The sequence below is a fragment of the Stenotrophomonas indicatrix genome (assembly GCF_002750975.1).
GTDB lineage: Bacteria > Pseudomonadota > Gammaproteobacteria > Xanthomonadales > Xanthomonadaceae > Stenotrophomonas > Stenotrophomonas indicatrix.
The window spans coordinates 2,764,878-2,777,702 of sequence record NZ_PEJS01000001.1 but is presented as its reverse complement, the minus strand read 5'-3'; the positions used below and the strand labels follow the sequence as shown (position 1 = coordinate 2,777,702).

The window sequence follows — 12,825 nt, the reverse complement described above, 5'->3', positions numbered from 1 at the left end:
GGCCATGCCCGGCGTTTCCGTTTTGTGGGTCCGCGCGCTGCGTTCGCCGGGCATGGCCCGGCGCTACCTTATTTGCCGCGACCGAACAGGATCGCGATGCCTACGGCCACCAGGCCGAGCGGCCACCAGGTCAGCAGCAGGCGCGACAGGTTCAGGTTGGTCCAGCCCAGGTTGCTGGCCAGCATGAACAGGCCGATCAGGATCAGCAGGATGGCGGCGACGATATTGAATCGCATCGGGTCGGCACTGGCTCAGGAATGGGCTGGATATCCTAGCCGTTCCTTCCAGTAGGCGACATGCTGGTCCAGCGCGGCCGGCTCATAGCGGTGCGCCGGGCCACTGCCCCAGACCGGTCCCGGCCACGCCGGATCGCCGTCGTGGCGGCCGATCACGTGGAAATGCAGCTGGCGCACGATGTTGCCCAGCGCGCCGATGTTGATCTTCTCCACCCCGTCCGAACCGTGCAGGGCCTTGCAGGCGCGGTTGAGCTCGGTGCGCAGCTTGTCCTGCTGCTCGCCGTCCAGCTCGATCCACTCGGTCACCCCGGCCAGACGCGGCACCAGGACCAGCCAGGGGAATCGTTCGTCGTTCATCAGTCGCACTTGCGACAACGGGCCTTCGGCCACCAGTACGCTATCGGTGGCCAGGCGTGAATCGAGTTCGAAATCGCTCATCCAAGATGCTCCGAGAAGAAGTCCAGGGTGCGTTGCAGCGCCAGGGCGGCGCTGTCTGGATCATACGCATGTCCGACCTCGCGGTTGAAGGCATGGTCGGCCGGATAGACGTAGGTCGCCATCTGCGGCAGCTTCTCACGGTGCGCTTGGATCGCCTCGGGCGGGATGCTCTTGTCCTGCGCGCCGAAGTGGAACATCACCGGGGCCTTCGGCGTCTCGTCCAGGAACTGCACGTTGCGCGCGCCGTAGTAGCTCACCGAGGGCAGGCCCAGGCGCAGCGCGGACAGCAGGGCGACGCTGCCACCCCAGCAGTAGCCGACCGTGCCGACCTTGCCGTGCGGTGCCAGCCGGGTTGCTGCGGCACGGACCACTTCCAGTGCCTTTTCCATGCCCAGCGCGGTAACCCGTTCCAGCCCATCCTTCACGCCCTCGGGGCTGTAGGGCAGGGCATCCGGGTCGGCCTCGGGGCCATCGACCAGGTCGAAGAACGAGGGGGCCAACACGGCGTAGCCCTGGGCGGCGAAGCGTTCGGCGACGCCGCGGATATGCGGGTTGGCGCCGAAGATCTCCTGCACCACCACCAGCGCGCCACGGGGTTTGCCCTCGGGCAGTGCCTGCCAGGCGCGGACCGGGCCGTAATGCGTATCCAGGATGATCCATTCGGACATCGGGGTGTACCTCGTTGCAGGGGCCAGGCCTGCATTGTCGGTGCTGGGCGGGTTAGCGCGATGTCAGCGGCTGTGCGGGATCGGGCGGCTCGCGATTCAGAGGCCGCTGCCCAACCCCGGTATACTGGCGCCCTTTCAGGCCCCGGCCCCCAGGTCCCCCTGCCATGCCGGCAGGGGCCCAGGCCCCCAGAGTCCCGCGATTCCATGTCCCAGCTGAACCCCAAAGTCGGCTTCGTCAGCCTTGGCTGCCCGAAGGCCCTCGTCGATTCCGAGCGCATCCTCACCCAGCTGCGGTCGGAAGGCTACGACATCGTCCCGTCCTACGATTCGGCCGACGTGGTGGTGGTCAACACCTGTGGCTTCATCGATTCGGCGGTGACCGAATCGCTGGATGCCATCGGCGAGGCGATGAACCAGAACGGCAAGGTCATCGTCACCGGCTGCCTGGGCAAGCGCCCGGAGCAGATCCGCGAGGCGTACCCGAACGTGCTGGCGGTGTCCGGGCCGCAGGATTACCAGAGCGTGATGGAAGCAGTGCATGCGGCGCTGCCGCCCAAGCACGACCCGTTCGTGGATCTGGTGCCGGACTACGGCATCAAGCTGACCCCGCGCCACTACGCATACCTGAAGATTTCCGAAGGCTGCAACCACCACTGCAGCTTCTGCATCATTCCGTCGATGCGCGGCAAGCTGGTCTCGCGTCCCGTGGACGAGGTGCTGCGCGAAGCCGAGCGCCTGGTGCGCGGCGGTGTGCGCGAACTGCTGGTGGTTTCGCAGGACACCTCTGCCTATGGCGTGGATGTGAAGTACGCCGAGAAGATGTGGCGCGACAAGGCCTACCAGACCCGCCTGAAGGCACTGTGCGAAGGCCTGTCCGAACTGGATGCGTGGGTGCGCATGCACTACGTCTATCCGTATCCGCACGTCGATGACGTGGTGCCGCTGATGGCCGAGAACCGGATCCTGCCGTACCTGGACATCCCGTTCCAGCACGCCAGCCCGCGCATCCTGCGCCTGATGAAGCGCCCCGGCGCGGTCGAGAAGACCCTGGAGCGGGTGCAGAACTGGCGCCGCATCGCGCCGGACATCACCGTGCGTTCGACCTTCATCGTCGGTTTCCCGGGCGAGACCGAGGCCGAGTTCGAAGAGCTGCTGTCCTTCCTGGACGAAGCGCAGCTGGACCGCGTCGGTGCGTTCGCCTACTCGCCGGTGGAGGGCGCTACGGCCAACAACCTGCCGGACCCGGTGCCGGAAGAAGTGAAGCAGGAACGACTGGCGCGCTTCATGGAGAAGCAGGCGCAGATTTCGGCTTCGCGTCTGGAAGCCAAGATCGGCACGGTGCAGCAATGCCTGGTCGATGCCATCGAAGGCGATATCGCGGTGGCCCGTTCCAGGGCCGATGCGCCGGAGATCGACGGCCTGGTGCATATCCAGAACGCAGACCAGGTGGCGTTGCGCGTGGGTGAGTTCGTCGACGTGGAAATCACCGAGAGCGACGAGCACGATCTCTACGGCGACGCACTGCCGCCGACCACGCGCCCGGCATTCGACCTCAAGGTGCTGTGACCGGGGCGGAGGCTGCTGATGGCGGCCCCCGCCGCTTCGTGCCGCCGCTGCGTGCGGCGGTGGACAGGGCTGCCTTCGATCATCCGCTGTTTGCCGGTATCGCCGGGTTCGGCGATCTGCTGACGGCAGCGGACTGGCCACGCGTGGTCGATCTGGACGCGCGCCTGGCGCTGCCGGGCAAGCGCGTTGTTGAACAGGATGCGGCGTTGCTGGCCGACGGCCTGCACTACGAAACGCGCATTGCCGAAGGGCGCATCGCAACCCGCGCGGGCAACTGGCACGACCTGTTCAACGCCTTGGTCTGGGCACGCTACCTGCCGATCAAGTGCGCACTCAACGCGCAGCAATGCCGGCACATCGAGGGCATGGCCGCAGGACAGCGCAACCGCGCGCAGGCCGCGCTGACCCAGTTCGATGAAACCGGCGTGGTGGTACGCGTGCGCGACCCGGCATTGCTTGCAGCCTGGGATGCTCACCAGTGGCGCGTGCTGTTCGAGCCGATCCATTGGCAGTCAGGACGGATCGCCATCGCCGCGGTATTCGGTCATGCCTTGATGGAACAGGCGCTGCTGCCGGGCCGGCTGCTGGTCGGCAAATGCGTGGTGCTGCAGGGCGATGACGATGCGGGCTGCATCGACACGGTCGCGCGCGCCATCGAGGAGGGCAGGGTGCTGCTCGATCCCTTGGAACTGCGTCCGCTGCCATTGGCGGGTATTCCCGGCTGGCACACCGACCAGGCGCCAGCCTTTTACGCGAACGACGATTATTTCCGTCCGCTGCGCGAAGGGCGCCGCTATCCGCCGCCGCTTCTCTAGAACCGGGCCCATGCCCGGCTGAGCGCCGCTGCCCGCCACAGGCTCAGCCGTTGGCCGCGGTCTCGTACTCCACACCGATCACCGCAAAGGTGTGGTTGCCACTGGGCAGTTCCACTGAAAACTCATCATCCAGGCGCTTCTTCAACAAGGCCCGCGCCAAGGGCGAATCGATGCTGATCCAGCCCAGCCCCGCATCGGTCTCATCCGGCCCGACGATGCGGTAGCGGCTGGTCTGCCCGCTGTCCACGTTCTCCAGCTCAACCCACGCACCGAAGAACACGGCTTGCGGATCGGTCGGCGTGGTGTCGACCACGCGCAGCGATTCCAGGCGCTTGGTCAGGTAGCGCACGCGCCGATCGATCTCGCCCAGCTGCTTCTTGCGGTAGGTGTATTCGGCATTCTCCGAGCGATCGCCTTCGGCCGCGGCTGCTGCCAGCGCCTTGACCACCTCGGGTCGACGCACCCGCCACAACTCATCCAGCTCGGTTTTCAGGCGTGCATGGCCGGCGGCGGTGATCAGTGCGGTGCTCTTTTCTGCGGGGGGACGCCAACGCGACATGTAATGCGGATTCTCGTGCGGAATGAAACAACTACGGCGCGCCGTCGCCGGCGCGCCGCAAAGGGAACTGCCGGGGCTCTCAGCGCTTGCCGCCGAAGATGCCACCGAGGATGCCGCGCACGATCTGGTTGCCCAGCTTGGTGCCGACCGTACGCGTGGTCTGCTTGGCCATCGTCTCGATCATGCCCTGGCGGCGCTTGGTACCGAAAATAGCGTCCTTGATCGACTGCCCGAAACCGCCTTCCTGCGCCTCGTCCTGCTCACGGCTGCGCGCGGCCGGCGCATCGGTTTTCTCGACGGCCTTCTGCGCGCGCTGCGCCAGCAGTTCGGCTGCCGATTCGCGGTTGACGGCAGTGTCGTAGCGCGTGCCAACCGGGCTGCCGGCACGCACCTGCGTACGTTCGGTGTCGGTGACCGGTCCCATGCGGCAGCGGGGTGGCGCGATCATCGTCTGCTGCACCGGCATCGGCACGCCCTTGTCCTGCAGCGTGGACACCAGCGCCTCGCCGGTACCGAGCTGGCTGAGCACCTTCACCACATCCAGCTTCGGGTTCGGTACGAAGGTCTCGGCGGCGGTCTTCACCGCCTTCTGGTCGCGCGGGGTGAATGCGCGCAGCGCGTGCTGTACACGGTTGCCGAGCTGGCCAAGGATGTTGGCCGGCACGTCGTCCGGGAACTGCGAGCAGAAGTACACGCCCACGCCCTTGGAACGGATCAGCCGCACCACCTGTTCGATGCGCTGTACCAGAGCGGGCGGTGCATCGTCGAACAGCAGGTGCGCTTCGTCGAAAATGAAGACCAGCTTCGGCTTGTCGAGGTCGCCCACTTCGGGCAGCTGCTCGAACAGCTCCGACAACAGCCACAGCAGGAACGTGGAGTACAGCTTGGGCTTGAGCACCAGCTGGTCGGCGGCAAGGATGCCGATGACACCGCGGCCGTCATGGTTGACCCGCATGATGTCGGCCAGTTCCAGCGCCGGTTCGCCGAAGAAGTGCTCGCCGCCGTCCTGGGCCAGCCGCAGCAGGGCGCGCTGGATGGCGGCTACCGACTGCGCGCTGACCAGGCCGTACTCGGTGGAGATGTCCTTGCGCTCCTCGGCCACCAGGCCGAGCAGGGCGCGCAGGTCGTCCATGTCCAGCAGCAGCAGGCCGCGGTCGTCGGCCAGCTTGAACACGATGTCGAGCACGCCGGCCTGGGTGTCGTTCAATTCCAGGATGCGGGCCAGCAGGGTCGGGCCCATCTCGCTCACGGTGGTGCGCACCGGGTGGCCGAGCTTGCCGTACAGGTCCCAGAACACGGTGGGGCTGGCGGCCGGGGCATAGTCGCTCACGCCGATCTCGGCCGCGCGCTTGAGCAGGTTCTCGGCGCCGGTACCCGGCACGGCCAGGCCGGAGACGTCGCCCTTCACATCGGCCAGGAACACCGGTACTCCGATCCGCGAGAAGCCCTCGGCCAGGGTCATCAGGGTCACGGTCTTGCCGGTGCCGGTGGCGCCGGCGACCAGCCCATGGCGGTTGCCGAGTTTCGGCAGCAGGGTGACAGCCACATCGTCGGTGATGCCTTTGCCGAGCAGAATCGGATCCATGGTCCAGCCCTTGTGATGAATGTGCCAATGTTAACCGCCGACAGTGACGGGCCGAAGGTCGGCTTGCCCCGACCTTGGCAGCGCCGCTACTCTGCCTGCCTGTTTCATACACAGTGCCACCAATGCCCGTTCCTGTCCTGATTTCCCGCACCTGGCCGCTGCTGGCCCTGGCTGGCCTGGTTTCCCTGGCACCGGAGGCCCACGCACAGCGGGTTTCGGCCCGGGACAAGGTGAAGGTGGATGCCCTGCAGCAGCGCATGACTGCAGCCGAGAAGCGCTACAGCGATGCCGTTCTGCTGGTGGCCAACGCCGATCCGAAGGGGCGCAACGAGGCCGATGCCGCGCTGGAGGACATGGAAGATGTCATCAGCGAATGCGTGAAGCAGAAGGGTTGCCAGATGAGCAACATGCTGGCGACCTACAAGCGCCTGCTCAAGCACGATGCCGATGCCGCCGCCGATGATGACGTGGCCGATGAAGCCGGCGACCGCCTGGAAGCCGACCCGGACCATGTCGGCCCGCTGGCTGCCGACGTGCCCGAGGCGGCCCGCGCAGCGGCGCTGCTGAACGACAAGCGCCATGCCTTCGACAACATGGTCGAGTACAACCCCGCCGTGCAGGCCGGCATCCGCCGCTGGCTGACCGACATGCGCCCGGCGCTGATGACCACTTACGAGAATTACCAGAACCTGCGTGCGGTGATGTGGCCGGAATGGGAGAAGCGCGGCCTGCCCGAGGCGTTGCTGTTCGGCATCATGGCCAAGGAATCCAACGGCCGCGTACATGCGTCCTCGCGTGCGGGCGCTGCGGGCCTGATGCAGTTCATGCCGGCCACCGGCCGCCGCTTCGGCCTCGGCCCGGACGGTACCGGTTTCGATACCCGCTTCGATGCGCGCAGCGCCGCTGAAGCCAGCGCGACGTACCTCAACGAGCGGATGCGTGAGCTCAACAACAACGTCGAACTGTCGCTGGCCGGCTACAACGGCGGTGAGGGTCGCGCAGCGCGCGTCTACAAGCAGTACCCGGGCCAGAGCTTCTGGGTGGACAGCGTCTACAACCAGTTCCCGGGCGAAACCAAGGACTACGTGCCGATGGTGATCGCCGCGTCCTGGATCTTCCTGCACCCCCAGCAGTACGGCGTGGAGTTCCCGAAGATCAACGCGCAGCCGGCCACCATCCGCCTGGCCCGCTCGACCACGATCTACGAACTGACCATCTGCCTGGGCAGCCATGGCACCCGCGATGGCTACATGCGCGCATTGCGCAACCTCAACCCGCGCTATGAGGCCGATGGCTGGATTCCGGCAGGAACCCTCATCAACGCCACCAACCGCATTGCTGGCCTGTACGCGCGCAACTGCGTCAGCGGCCCGCGTGCCGATCTGGCCCGCACCCTGATCACCGCCGACCTCAATGCCGCGATCGTGCGCCCGAGTGCTGCCAGCTACACCGGCAGCGTGGCCGTGGGCGGGGTGGTGCCGGTGGTCGATCCCAATGCCGCCAGCAGCGTGCCGACCACGCCCGCCGCGCCGGTGGCTGCGCCGCGCCCGGCGCCGGCCCCGCGCGCCAAGCCGGCCCGCAGCTACAAGGTCGGCAAGGGTGAGACCCTGGGCCGGATCGCCGCGAAGTTCCAGTGCGATGTGCCGGTGCTGGCCCGCGCCAATGGCCTCAAGGCCCCCGGCTACAGCCTGCGCCACGGCCAGGTGCTGAAGCTGCAGGGCTGCGACAAATAATCTCTCCGCACTCTGGATATCGCATGGACCTCGAAGACACCCGCAACCTGTTCACCAACCTTCGCGAGAACACCGACTGGGACCTGGACGCCCCGCTGCTGTGGGGGTACTTCTTCGTGCACTCCACCGCCGAGCCGCTGCACGCACTTGCCACCCACCTGCAGGCACAGGGTTATGTGCTGGTGGAAGTGTTCGAGCAGGAGCCGGAAGACGGTGAGGCTGCATTCCACGTGCTGCATGTGGAGCGCGTGGAAGTGCACGACGAAACCTCGCTGGACAAGCGCAACCAGGAACTGAGCGCGCTGGCCACGCAGATGGGCGTGGAAGACTACGACGGCATGGACGTCGGCCCGGCGCCGACCCTGCAGTAACGCACCTGTCCGGTAGTGCCGGCCGCTGGCCGGCAACGCTCGATGCGTTGGATCAACGGAGATGCCGGCCAGCGGCCGGCACTACCGCAGGATCAGCGCAGCTTGGCCAGTGCCTGGCCCAGCTGTACCGGATGCTCGGCATCCAGGTGCGGGGCGAATTCGGCCACGCCCGGCGGCAGCAGCACGATCACGGTCGAGCCGTAATTGAAGCGCGCCATCTCTTCAAAGCGCTGCAGCGTGATGCCGCGGCCCCGGTAATCCTTGCGGGTGATGCGGTCGCCGTAGTGCGGAATCTCTTCGCCGCTCCACACCGTTTCCACGCCCGACACCAGCAGCGCACCGACCATCACGCTGACCATCGGGCCGAAGCTGGTATCGAAATGGCAGACCAGGCGTTCGTTGCGTGCGAACAGGCCGGGCACGTTGTTCACCGCGGCCGGGCCGACGCTGAACAGGCGACCGGGCACGTGCACGGTTTCGCGCAGGGTGCCGGTCCACGGCATGTGCACGCGGTGGTAGTCGCGCGGCGACAGGTACACCGTGGCATACAGTCCCTCGTTGAACGGCTTGGCGTCCTCGGCGCTGCCCAACAGCTCGGCGGCGGTGAACGACTGCCCCTTGGCCTGGAAGATGCGCCCGGCGTCGATCTTTCCGAGCTGGCTGATGCGGCCGTCCGCCGGCATCACCAGGCTGCGCGGATCGGCATCGGCCACGCGCGCGCCGGGTTTCAGCGCGCGGGTGAAGAACTGGTTGAAGGTCGGGTAGCTGCGCGGGTCCGGATTGGCCGCTTCATCCAGGTTGACGTTGAACTTGCGGGTGACCGTGTCGATCAGCCAGCGCGATACGCGCGGGTTGTCCGAGTACGCCAGCGAACGCGCCATCGAGGACAGCAGGCGGTGGGGCAGGACGTACGTCAGGGCGGTGGTCAGACTCATGGGGCGGATTTCTCGGTCAGCTTCTGCAGGTCGCGGGCGATCGCCGGCGCATTGAACGGGGGCCGCACCAGGCCGGCGAGCCGGCCCTGCGGATCGAGCACGGCCAGGCTGGCGGAGTGCTCGAGGGTGTAATCCTCGGGATTCTCGTCGAAGTGCTTGCCCGGCACCTTCTGGAACACGAAGCCCAGCGAGGTGGCAAAGCGCTCCAGCGAGGGGATGTCGGCAGTCGCCGCCAGGGTGTCCTTGTGGAAGCCATGGGCGTACTCGCCCAGGCGCGTGGCGGTGTCGCGCTCCGGGTCGACCGAGACGAACAGCACGCGCGGGCGCAGGCCGTCGGGCAGGGCTTCCCACTGGTTCTGCGCGCCGGCCAGCTCGGCCAGGGTGGTCGGGCAGACGTCGGGACAGAACGTGAAGCCGAGGAACACCAGGGTCCAGTGGCCCTTCAGTTCGCCGGGAATCAGGCGCGTGCCGTCGGACTGGGCCAGGTTGTAGTCGGGCAGGGCGCGCGGCTGCGGGTACAGGGTGATCGCTTCGGTGGCCGGCTGCCCGGCCGGCGGCTTCGGCGCGAACACCTGCTGGGCGGCGAGCAGGCCAAGGCCCGCCGCCAGGGCGATCAGCAGGATGATGCCGACGTTGCGATTGAACATGGGATTCCGCCGCAGGAAGTGGCCACCATCATACCGGCTGCGGCTGGATCGTTTCTGCCGCAACGGATGCCGGCGCAGGCGGCAACCCCTATAATCGGGGGCCACTTTGCCCGCAGTACCGCCATGACCGCTGAAACGGCCGCCGAACTCCACACGATCATCGATCTGATCCGCTACGGCACCAGCCGTTTCAATGCTGCGGGCCTGACCTTCGGGCACAGCTACGACAATGCCCTGGACGAGGCCACCCAGCTGGTGCTGCACGGCCTGCACCTGCCGCACGACCTCGGCCCGGCCTATGGCCAGGCGCGCCTGCTGCGCGAAGAGAAGCTGGCGGTGCTGGAGCTGTTCCAGCGCCGCATCGACGAGCGCATCCCGGCCGCCTACCTGACCGGTGAAGCCTGGTTCGCCGGCCTCAGCTTCAAGAGCGACACGCGCGCCCTGGTGCCGCGTTCGCCGATCGCCGAGCTGATCGAGTGCGGCTTCGAGCCGTGGCTGGCCGGCCGCGATGTCAACCGCGCGCTGGACCTGTGCACCGGTTCGGGCTGCATCGCCATCGCCATGGGCCACTACTACCCGAACTGGGAAGTGGACGGCGTGGACCTCAGCGATGAGGCGCTGTCACTGGCCGAAGAGAACAAGGAGCGCCTGCAGGCGCACAACGTGACCCTGCTGAAGTCGGACCTGTTCAACGGCCTGACCGGTCGCCACTACGACCTGATCGTCACCAACCCGCCGTACGTCACCAACGACGAGACCGACGCCCTGCCGCAGGAATACTCCTACGAGCCGGAGATGGGCCTGCGTGCCGGCGACGATGGCCTGGACCTGGTGCTGAAGATCCTGCGCGACGCGCCGCTGCACCTGAGCGAGGACGGCCTGCTGATCTGTGAAGTGGGCGAATCCGAACAGCACCTGATCAAGCTGCTGCCGGAAGTGGATTTCGCCTGGGTCGAATTCAAGGTCGGCCAGATGGGCATCTTCGCGGTCGAGTGCCGCGAGCTGATCGCCCACAGCGCGCGCATCACCGAACTGGCGGCGCAGCGCCCGTGAGCTCCAATTCGTTCGGCAAGCTGTTCACCGTCACCACGTTCGGCGAATCACACGGGCCGGCCATCGGCTGCGTGATCGATGGCTGCCCGCCGGGGCTGGCGCTGGACGCGGCCGAATTCAACCATGACCTGCAGCGTCGCGCCACCGGCAAGAGCCGGCATACGTCGGCGCGGCGCGAGGCCGACGAGGTCGAGATCCTGTCCGGGGTGTACGAGGGCCTGACCACCGGCACCCCGATCGCGCTGCTGATCCGCAACACCGACCAGCGCAGCAAGGACTACAGCAACATCGGCCAGCAGTTCCGTCCGGGGCATGCCGACTACAGCTACTGGCACAAGTACGGCATCCGCGACCCGCGCGGCGGTGGCCGCTCCTCGGCGCGCGAGACCACCATGCGCGTGGCTGCTGGCGTGGTCGCCAAGAAATGGCTGGCCGAGCGTTTCGGCATCACCGTGCGCGGCTACCTGTCGCAGCTGGGCGGGATCACTCCGGCCGGTTTCGACTGGTCGGTAGTCGAGGAGAATCCGTTCTTCTGGCCGCACGCCGCACAGGTGCCCGAGCTGGAGGCGTACATGGATGCGCTGCGCAAGTCCGGCGATTCGGTCGGTGCCTGCGTGGACGTGGTCGCCGACAATGTACCGCCGGGCTGGGGCGAGCCGATCTACGGCAAGCTTGATGGCGAGCTCGCGGCCGCACTGATGAGCATCAACGCGGTGAAGGGCGTGGAGATCGGCGACGGTTTCGCCAGCGCCATGCAGAAGGGCACCGAACACCGTGACCTGCTGACCCCGCAGGGTTTTGCCAGCAACCATGCCGGCGGCATTCTCGGTGGCATTTCCACCGGCCAGCCGGTGGTCGCCTCGATGGTGCTCAAGCCGACCTCCAGCCTGCGCCTGCCCGGTGAATCGCTGGATACGGCCGGCAATGTGGTGGAGGTGGTCACCACCGGCCGCCATGATCCCTGCGTCGGCATCCGCGCCACGCCCATCGCCGAGGCGATGATGGCCCTGGTGCTGATGGACCAGGCGCTGCGCCACCGCGCGCAGTGCGGCGATGTCGGCACCATCACCCCGCGCATTCCCGGCCAGCTTGATGGCTGATACGCGGCCGACGGTATGGGTGAGCCAGCCGCTGATCGACGCGGCCATCGCGCCGCTGCGCGATCGCGTGCAGCTGCGCACCACCGATACCGTCACCGCCTGGTCGCCACAGCAGATCGCCGCGCAGCTGGCGGACGTTGACGGGGCGATCATCACCCTCAACGAGCGCATCGGTGCGACCCAGGTCGCCGATGCCGCGCAGTTGAAGGTGATCGCCAATGTCGGCGTCGGCTACAACAATCTGGATGTCGACGCGCTCAGCGCCGCCGGCATTCTCGCCAGCAACACCCCGGACGTTCTCACCGAGACCACCGCCGATCTCGGCTTTGCGCTGTTGATGGCCACCGCGCGCCGGATCACCGAATCCGAGCGCTGGCTGCGCGATGGCCAGTGGGGGCAGTGGTCGTTCCAGACCATGCTGGGTGCCGACATCCATGGCAGCACGCTGGGCGTCCTCGGCATGGGCCGCATCGGCCAGGGCATCGCCCGTCGCGGCGCGCACGGCTTCGGCATGAAGGTGCTCTACCACAACCGTTCGCGGCTGCCGGCCGATACCGAAGCCGCGCTCGGCGCGACCCATGTGGATCTGGACACGCTGCTGGCGCAGTCCGACCATCTGTTGACCGTGTTGCCATACACCCCCGCCTCGCACCACATCATCGATGCCGCCGCGCTGGCCAAGATGAAGCCGTCTGCCACCCTGGTGAACATCGCCCGCGGCGGCATCGTCGACGAACTGGCGCTGGCCGATGCACTGGCCAACGGTCGCCTGGCGGCGGCCGGCCTGGATGTCTACGAAGGCGAACCGAACGTGCGGCCGGAACTGCTGGCCCTGCGCAACATCGTGCTGACCCCGCATATCGGCAGCGCATCGCTGGCCACGCGTACGGCCATGGTGCAGATGGCCGTGGACAATCTGCTGGCCGGGCTGGGCCTGGATGGCAGCCCGTCGCGCATGCCGAGCGCGATCAACGCCGACGCGGCCCTTGCCGCGCGCGCGACCTCGGACAAAAAAAGCGGGAAACGATAGGGAACCTCCGCGCATCCATCCGAGGAGGCTCCCCGAACCCAGCTGTCGTGCGTGAGTTTTCCCCCTTCCCGTTTTCGTGAGAGTTCCCC

General features: G+C 67.1%; 14 protein-coding genes. 7 read left to right on the top strand and 7 right to left on the bottom strand.

The features are described from left to right. Window positions 1–68: 68 nt before the first annotated feature. The 3 genes from CR918_RS21175 to CR918_RS12950 are packed head-to-tail and all read right to left on the bottom strand — an operon-like array spanning window position 69 to window position 1,342. A complete protein-coding gene (locus CR918_RS21175; RefSeq protein WP_025876120.1) occupies window positions 69–236 on the bottom strand; it encodes a LiaI-LiaF-like domain-containing protein in 168 nt (55 codons plus the stop codon). A gap of 15 nt (window positions 237–251) precedes the next feature. Beyond that, the gene (locus CR918_RS12955) at window positions 252–674 is read right to left on the bottom strand and encodes an HIT domain-containing protein (protein WP_032975033.1); all 423 of its coding nucleotides are present in this window, start codon (window positions 672–674) and stop codon (window positions 252–254) included. Then, complete coding sequence (locus tag CR918_RS12950) at window positions 671–1,342, bottom strand: dienelactone hydrolase family protein (protein ID WP_099784944.1); 672 nt, start codon at window positions 1,340–1,342, stop codon at window positions 671–673. Before CR918_RS12950 ends, CR918_RS12955 begins: the two co-directional genes overlap by 4 nt. 204 nt (window positions 1,343–1,546) lie before the next feature. Between CR918_RS12950 and rimO the strand changes: the two genes are divergently transcribed. After that, window positions 1,547–2,908: a 30S ribosomal protein S12 methylthiotransferase RimO gene (gene rimO, locus CR918_RS12945; RefSeq protein ID WP_049469291.1), complete on the top strand. Its 1,362-nt coding sequence runs from the start codon at window positions 1,547–1,549 to the stop codon at window positions 2,906–2,908. Then, a complete protein-coding gene (locus CR918_RS12940; RefSeq protein WP_099843201.1) occupies window positions 2,905–3,723 on the top strand; it encodes a DUF3025 domain-containing protein in 819 nt (272 codons plus the stop codon). Before rimO ends, CR918_RS12940 begins: the two co-directional genes overlap by 4 nt. A 43-nt stretch (window positions 3,724–3,766) precedes the next feature. Here the strand turns inward: CR918_RS12940 and greB are convergent, their stop codons facing one another. After that, window positions 3,767–4,282, bottom strand: a complete 516-nt coding sequence (gene greB, locus CR918_RS12935) for a transcription elongation factor GreB (protein ID WP_032975018.1) — start codon at window positions 4,280–4,282, stop codon at window positions 3,767–3,769. A 79-nt stretch (window positions 4,283–4,361) separates the two neighbouring features. Further along, complete coding sequence (locus CR918_RS12930; protein WP_025876133.1) at window positions 4,362–5,867, bottom strand: helicase HerA-like domain-containing protein; 1,506 nt, start codon at window positions 5,865–5,867, stop codon at window positions 4,362–4,364. Between the two features lie 122 nt (window positions 5,868–5,989). On the opposite strand from CR918_RS12930, the gene CR918_RS12925 reads away from it, so the two are divergent. Together CR918_RS12925 and CR918_RS12920 are read left to right on the top strand one after the other, a co-directional pair. Next, a complete protein-coding gene (locus tag CR918_RS12925) occupies window positions 5,990–7,600 on the top strand; it encodes a transglycosylase SLT domain-containing protein (protein ID WP_025876135.1) in 1,611 nt (536 codons plus the stop codon). A gap of 23 nt (window positions 7,601–7,623) precedes the next feature. Then, complete coding sequence (locus CR918_RS12920) at window positions 7,624–7,971, top strand: ribonuclease E inhibitor RraB (protein WP_025876137.1); 348 nt, start codon at window positions 7,624–7,626, stop codon at window positions 7,969–7,971. Between the two features lie 92 nt (window positions 7,972–8,063). Here CR918_RS12920 and asd read toward each other — a convergent pair whose 3' ends face one another. Together asd and CR918_RS12910 are read right to left on the bottom strand one after the other, a co-directional pair. Continuing rightward, window positions 8,064–8,906, bottom strand: coding sequence for an archaetidylserine decarboxylase (gene asd / locus CR918_RS12915; protein ID WP_025876139.1), 843 nt, complete (start codon window positions 8,904–8,906; stop codon window positions 8,064–8,066). Then, the gene (locus CR918_RS12910) at window positions 8,903–9,553 is read right to left on the bottom strand and encodes an SCO family protein (RefSeq protein ID WP_025876141.1); all 651 of its coding nucleotides are present in this window, start codon (window positions 9,551–9,553) and stop codon (window positions 8,903–8,905) included. Before CR918_RS12910 ends, asd begins: the two co-directional genes overlap by 4 nt. Window positions 9,554–9,676: 123 nt before the next feature. Between CR918_RS12910 and prmB the strand changes: the two genes are divergently transcribed. From prmB to CR918_RS12895, 3 genes are read left to right on the top strand one after another with little or no spacing between them, the layout of a single operon-like run. Beyond that, window positions 9,677–10,606, top strand: coding sequence for a 50S ribosomal protein L3 N(5)-glutamine methyltransferase (gene prmB / locus CR918_RS12905; RefSeq protein WP_025876143.1), 930 nt, complete (start codon window positions 9,677–9,679; stop codon window positions 10,604–10,606). Continuing rightward, window positions 10,603–11,706, top strand: coding sequence for a chorismate synthase (gene aroC, locus CR918_RS12900; protein WP_080148350.1), 1,104 nt, complete (start codon window positions 10,603–10,605; stop codon window positions 11,704–11,706). The genes prmB and aroC overlap by 4 nt, the downstream gene beginning before the upstream one ends. Next, the gene (locus CR918_RS12895; protein WP_099843200.1) at window positions 11,699–12,736 is read left to right on the top strand and encodes a 2-hydroxyacid dehydrogenase; all 1,038 of its coding nucleotides are present in this window, start codon (window positions 11,699–11,701) and stop codon (window positions 12,734–12,736) included. Before aroC ends, CR918_RS12895 begins: the two co-directional genes overlap by 8 nt. The last annotated feature ends 89 nt before the right edge of the window (window positions 12,737–12,825 follow it).

Excerpts from the sequence above, each read along its gene's own strand:
- CR918_RS21175 (WP_025876120.1), bottom strand. The coding sequence starts at position 236 with ATGCGATTCAATATCGTCGCCGCCATCCTGCTGATCCTGATCGGCCTG.
- CR918_RS12955 (WP_032975033.1), bottom strand. The coding sequence starts at position 674 with ATGAGCGATTTCGAACTCGATTCACGCCTGGCCACCGATAGCGTACTG.
- CR918_RS12950 (WP_099784944.1), bottom strand. The coding sequence starts at position 1,342 with ATGTCCGAATGGATCATCCTGGATACGCATTACGGCCCGGTCCGCGCC.
- rimO (WP_049469291.1), top strand. The coding sequence starts at position 1,547 with ATGTCCCAGCTGAACCCCAAAGTCGGCTTCGTCAGCCTTGGCTGCCCG.
- greB (WP_032975018.1), bottom strand. The coding sequence starts at position 4,282 with ATGTCGCGTTGGCGTCCCCCCGCAGAAAAGAGCACCGCACTGATCACC.
- CR918_RS12930 (WP_025876133.1), bottom strand. The coding sequence starts at position 5,867 with ATGGATCCGATTCTGCTCGGCAAAGGCATCACCGACGATGTGGCTGTC.
- CR918_RS12925 (WP_025876135.1), top strand. The coding sequence starts at position 5,990 with ATGCCCGTTCCTGTCCTGATTTCCCGCACCTGGCCGCTGCTGGCCCTG.
- CR918_RS12920 (WP_025876137.1), top strand. The coding sequence starts at position 7,624 with ATGGACCTCGAAGACACCCGCAACCTGTTCACCAACCTTCGCGAGAAC.
- asd (WP_025876139.1), bottom strand. The coding sequence starts at position 8,906 with ATGAGTCTGACCACCGCCCTGACGTACGTCCTGCCCCACCGCCTGCTG.
- CR918_RS12910 (WP_025876141.1), bottom strand. The coding sequence starts at position 9,553 with ATGTTCAATCGCAACGTCGGCATCATCCTGCTGATCGCCCTGGCGGCG.
- prmB (WP_025876143.1), top strand. The coding sequence starts at position 9,677 with ATGACCGCTGAAACGGCCGCCGAACTCCACACGATCATCGATCTGATC.
- CR918_RS12895 (WP_099843200.1), top strand. The coding sequence starts at position 11,699 with ATGGCTGATACGCGGCCGACGGTATGGGTGAGCCAGCCGCTGATCGAC.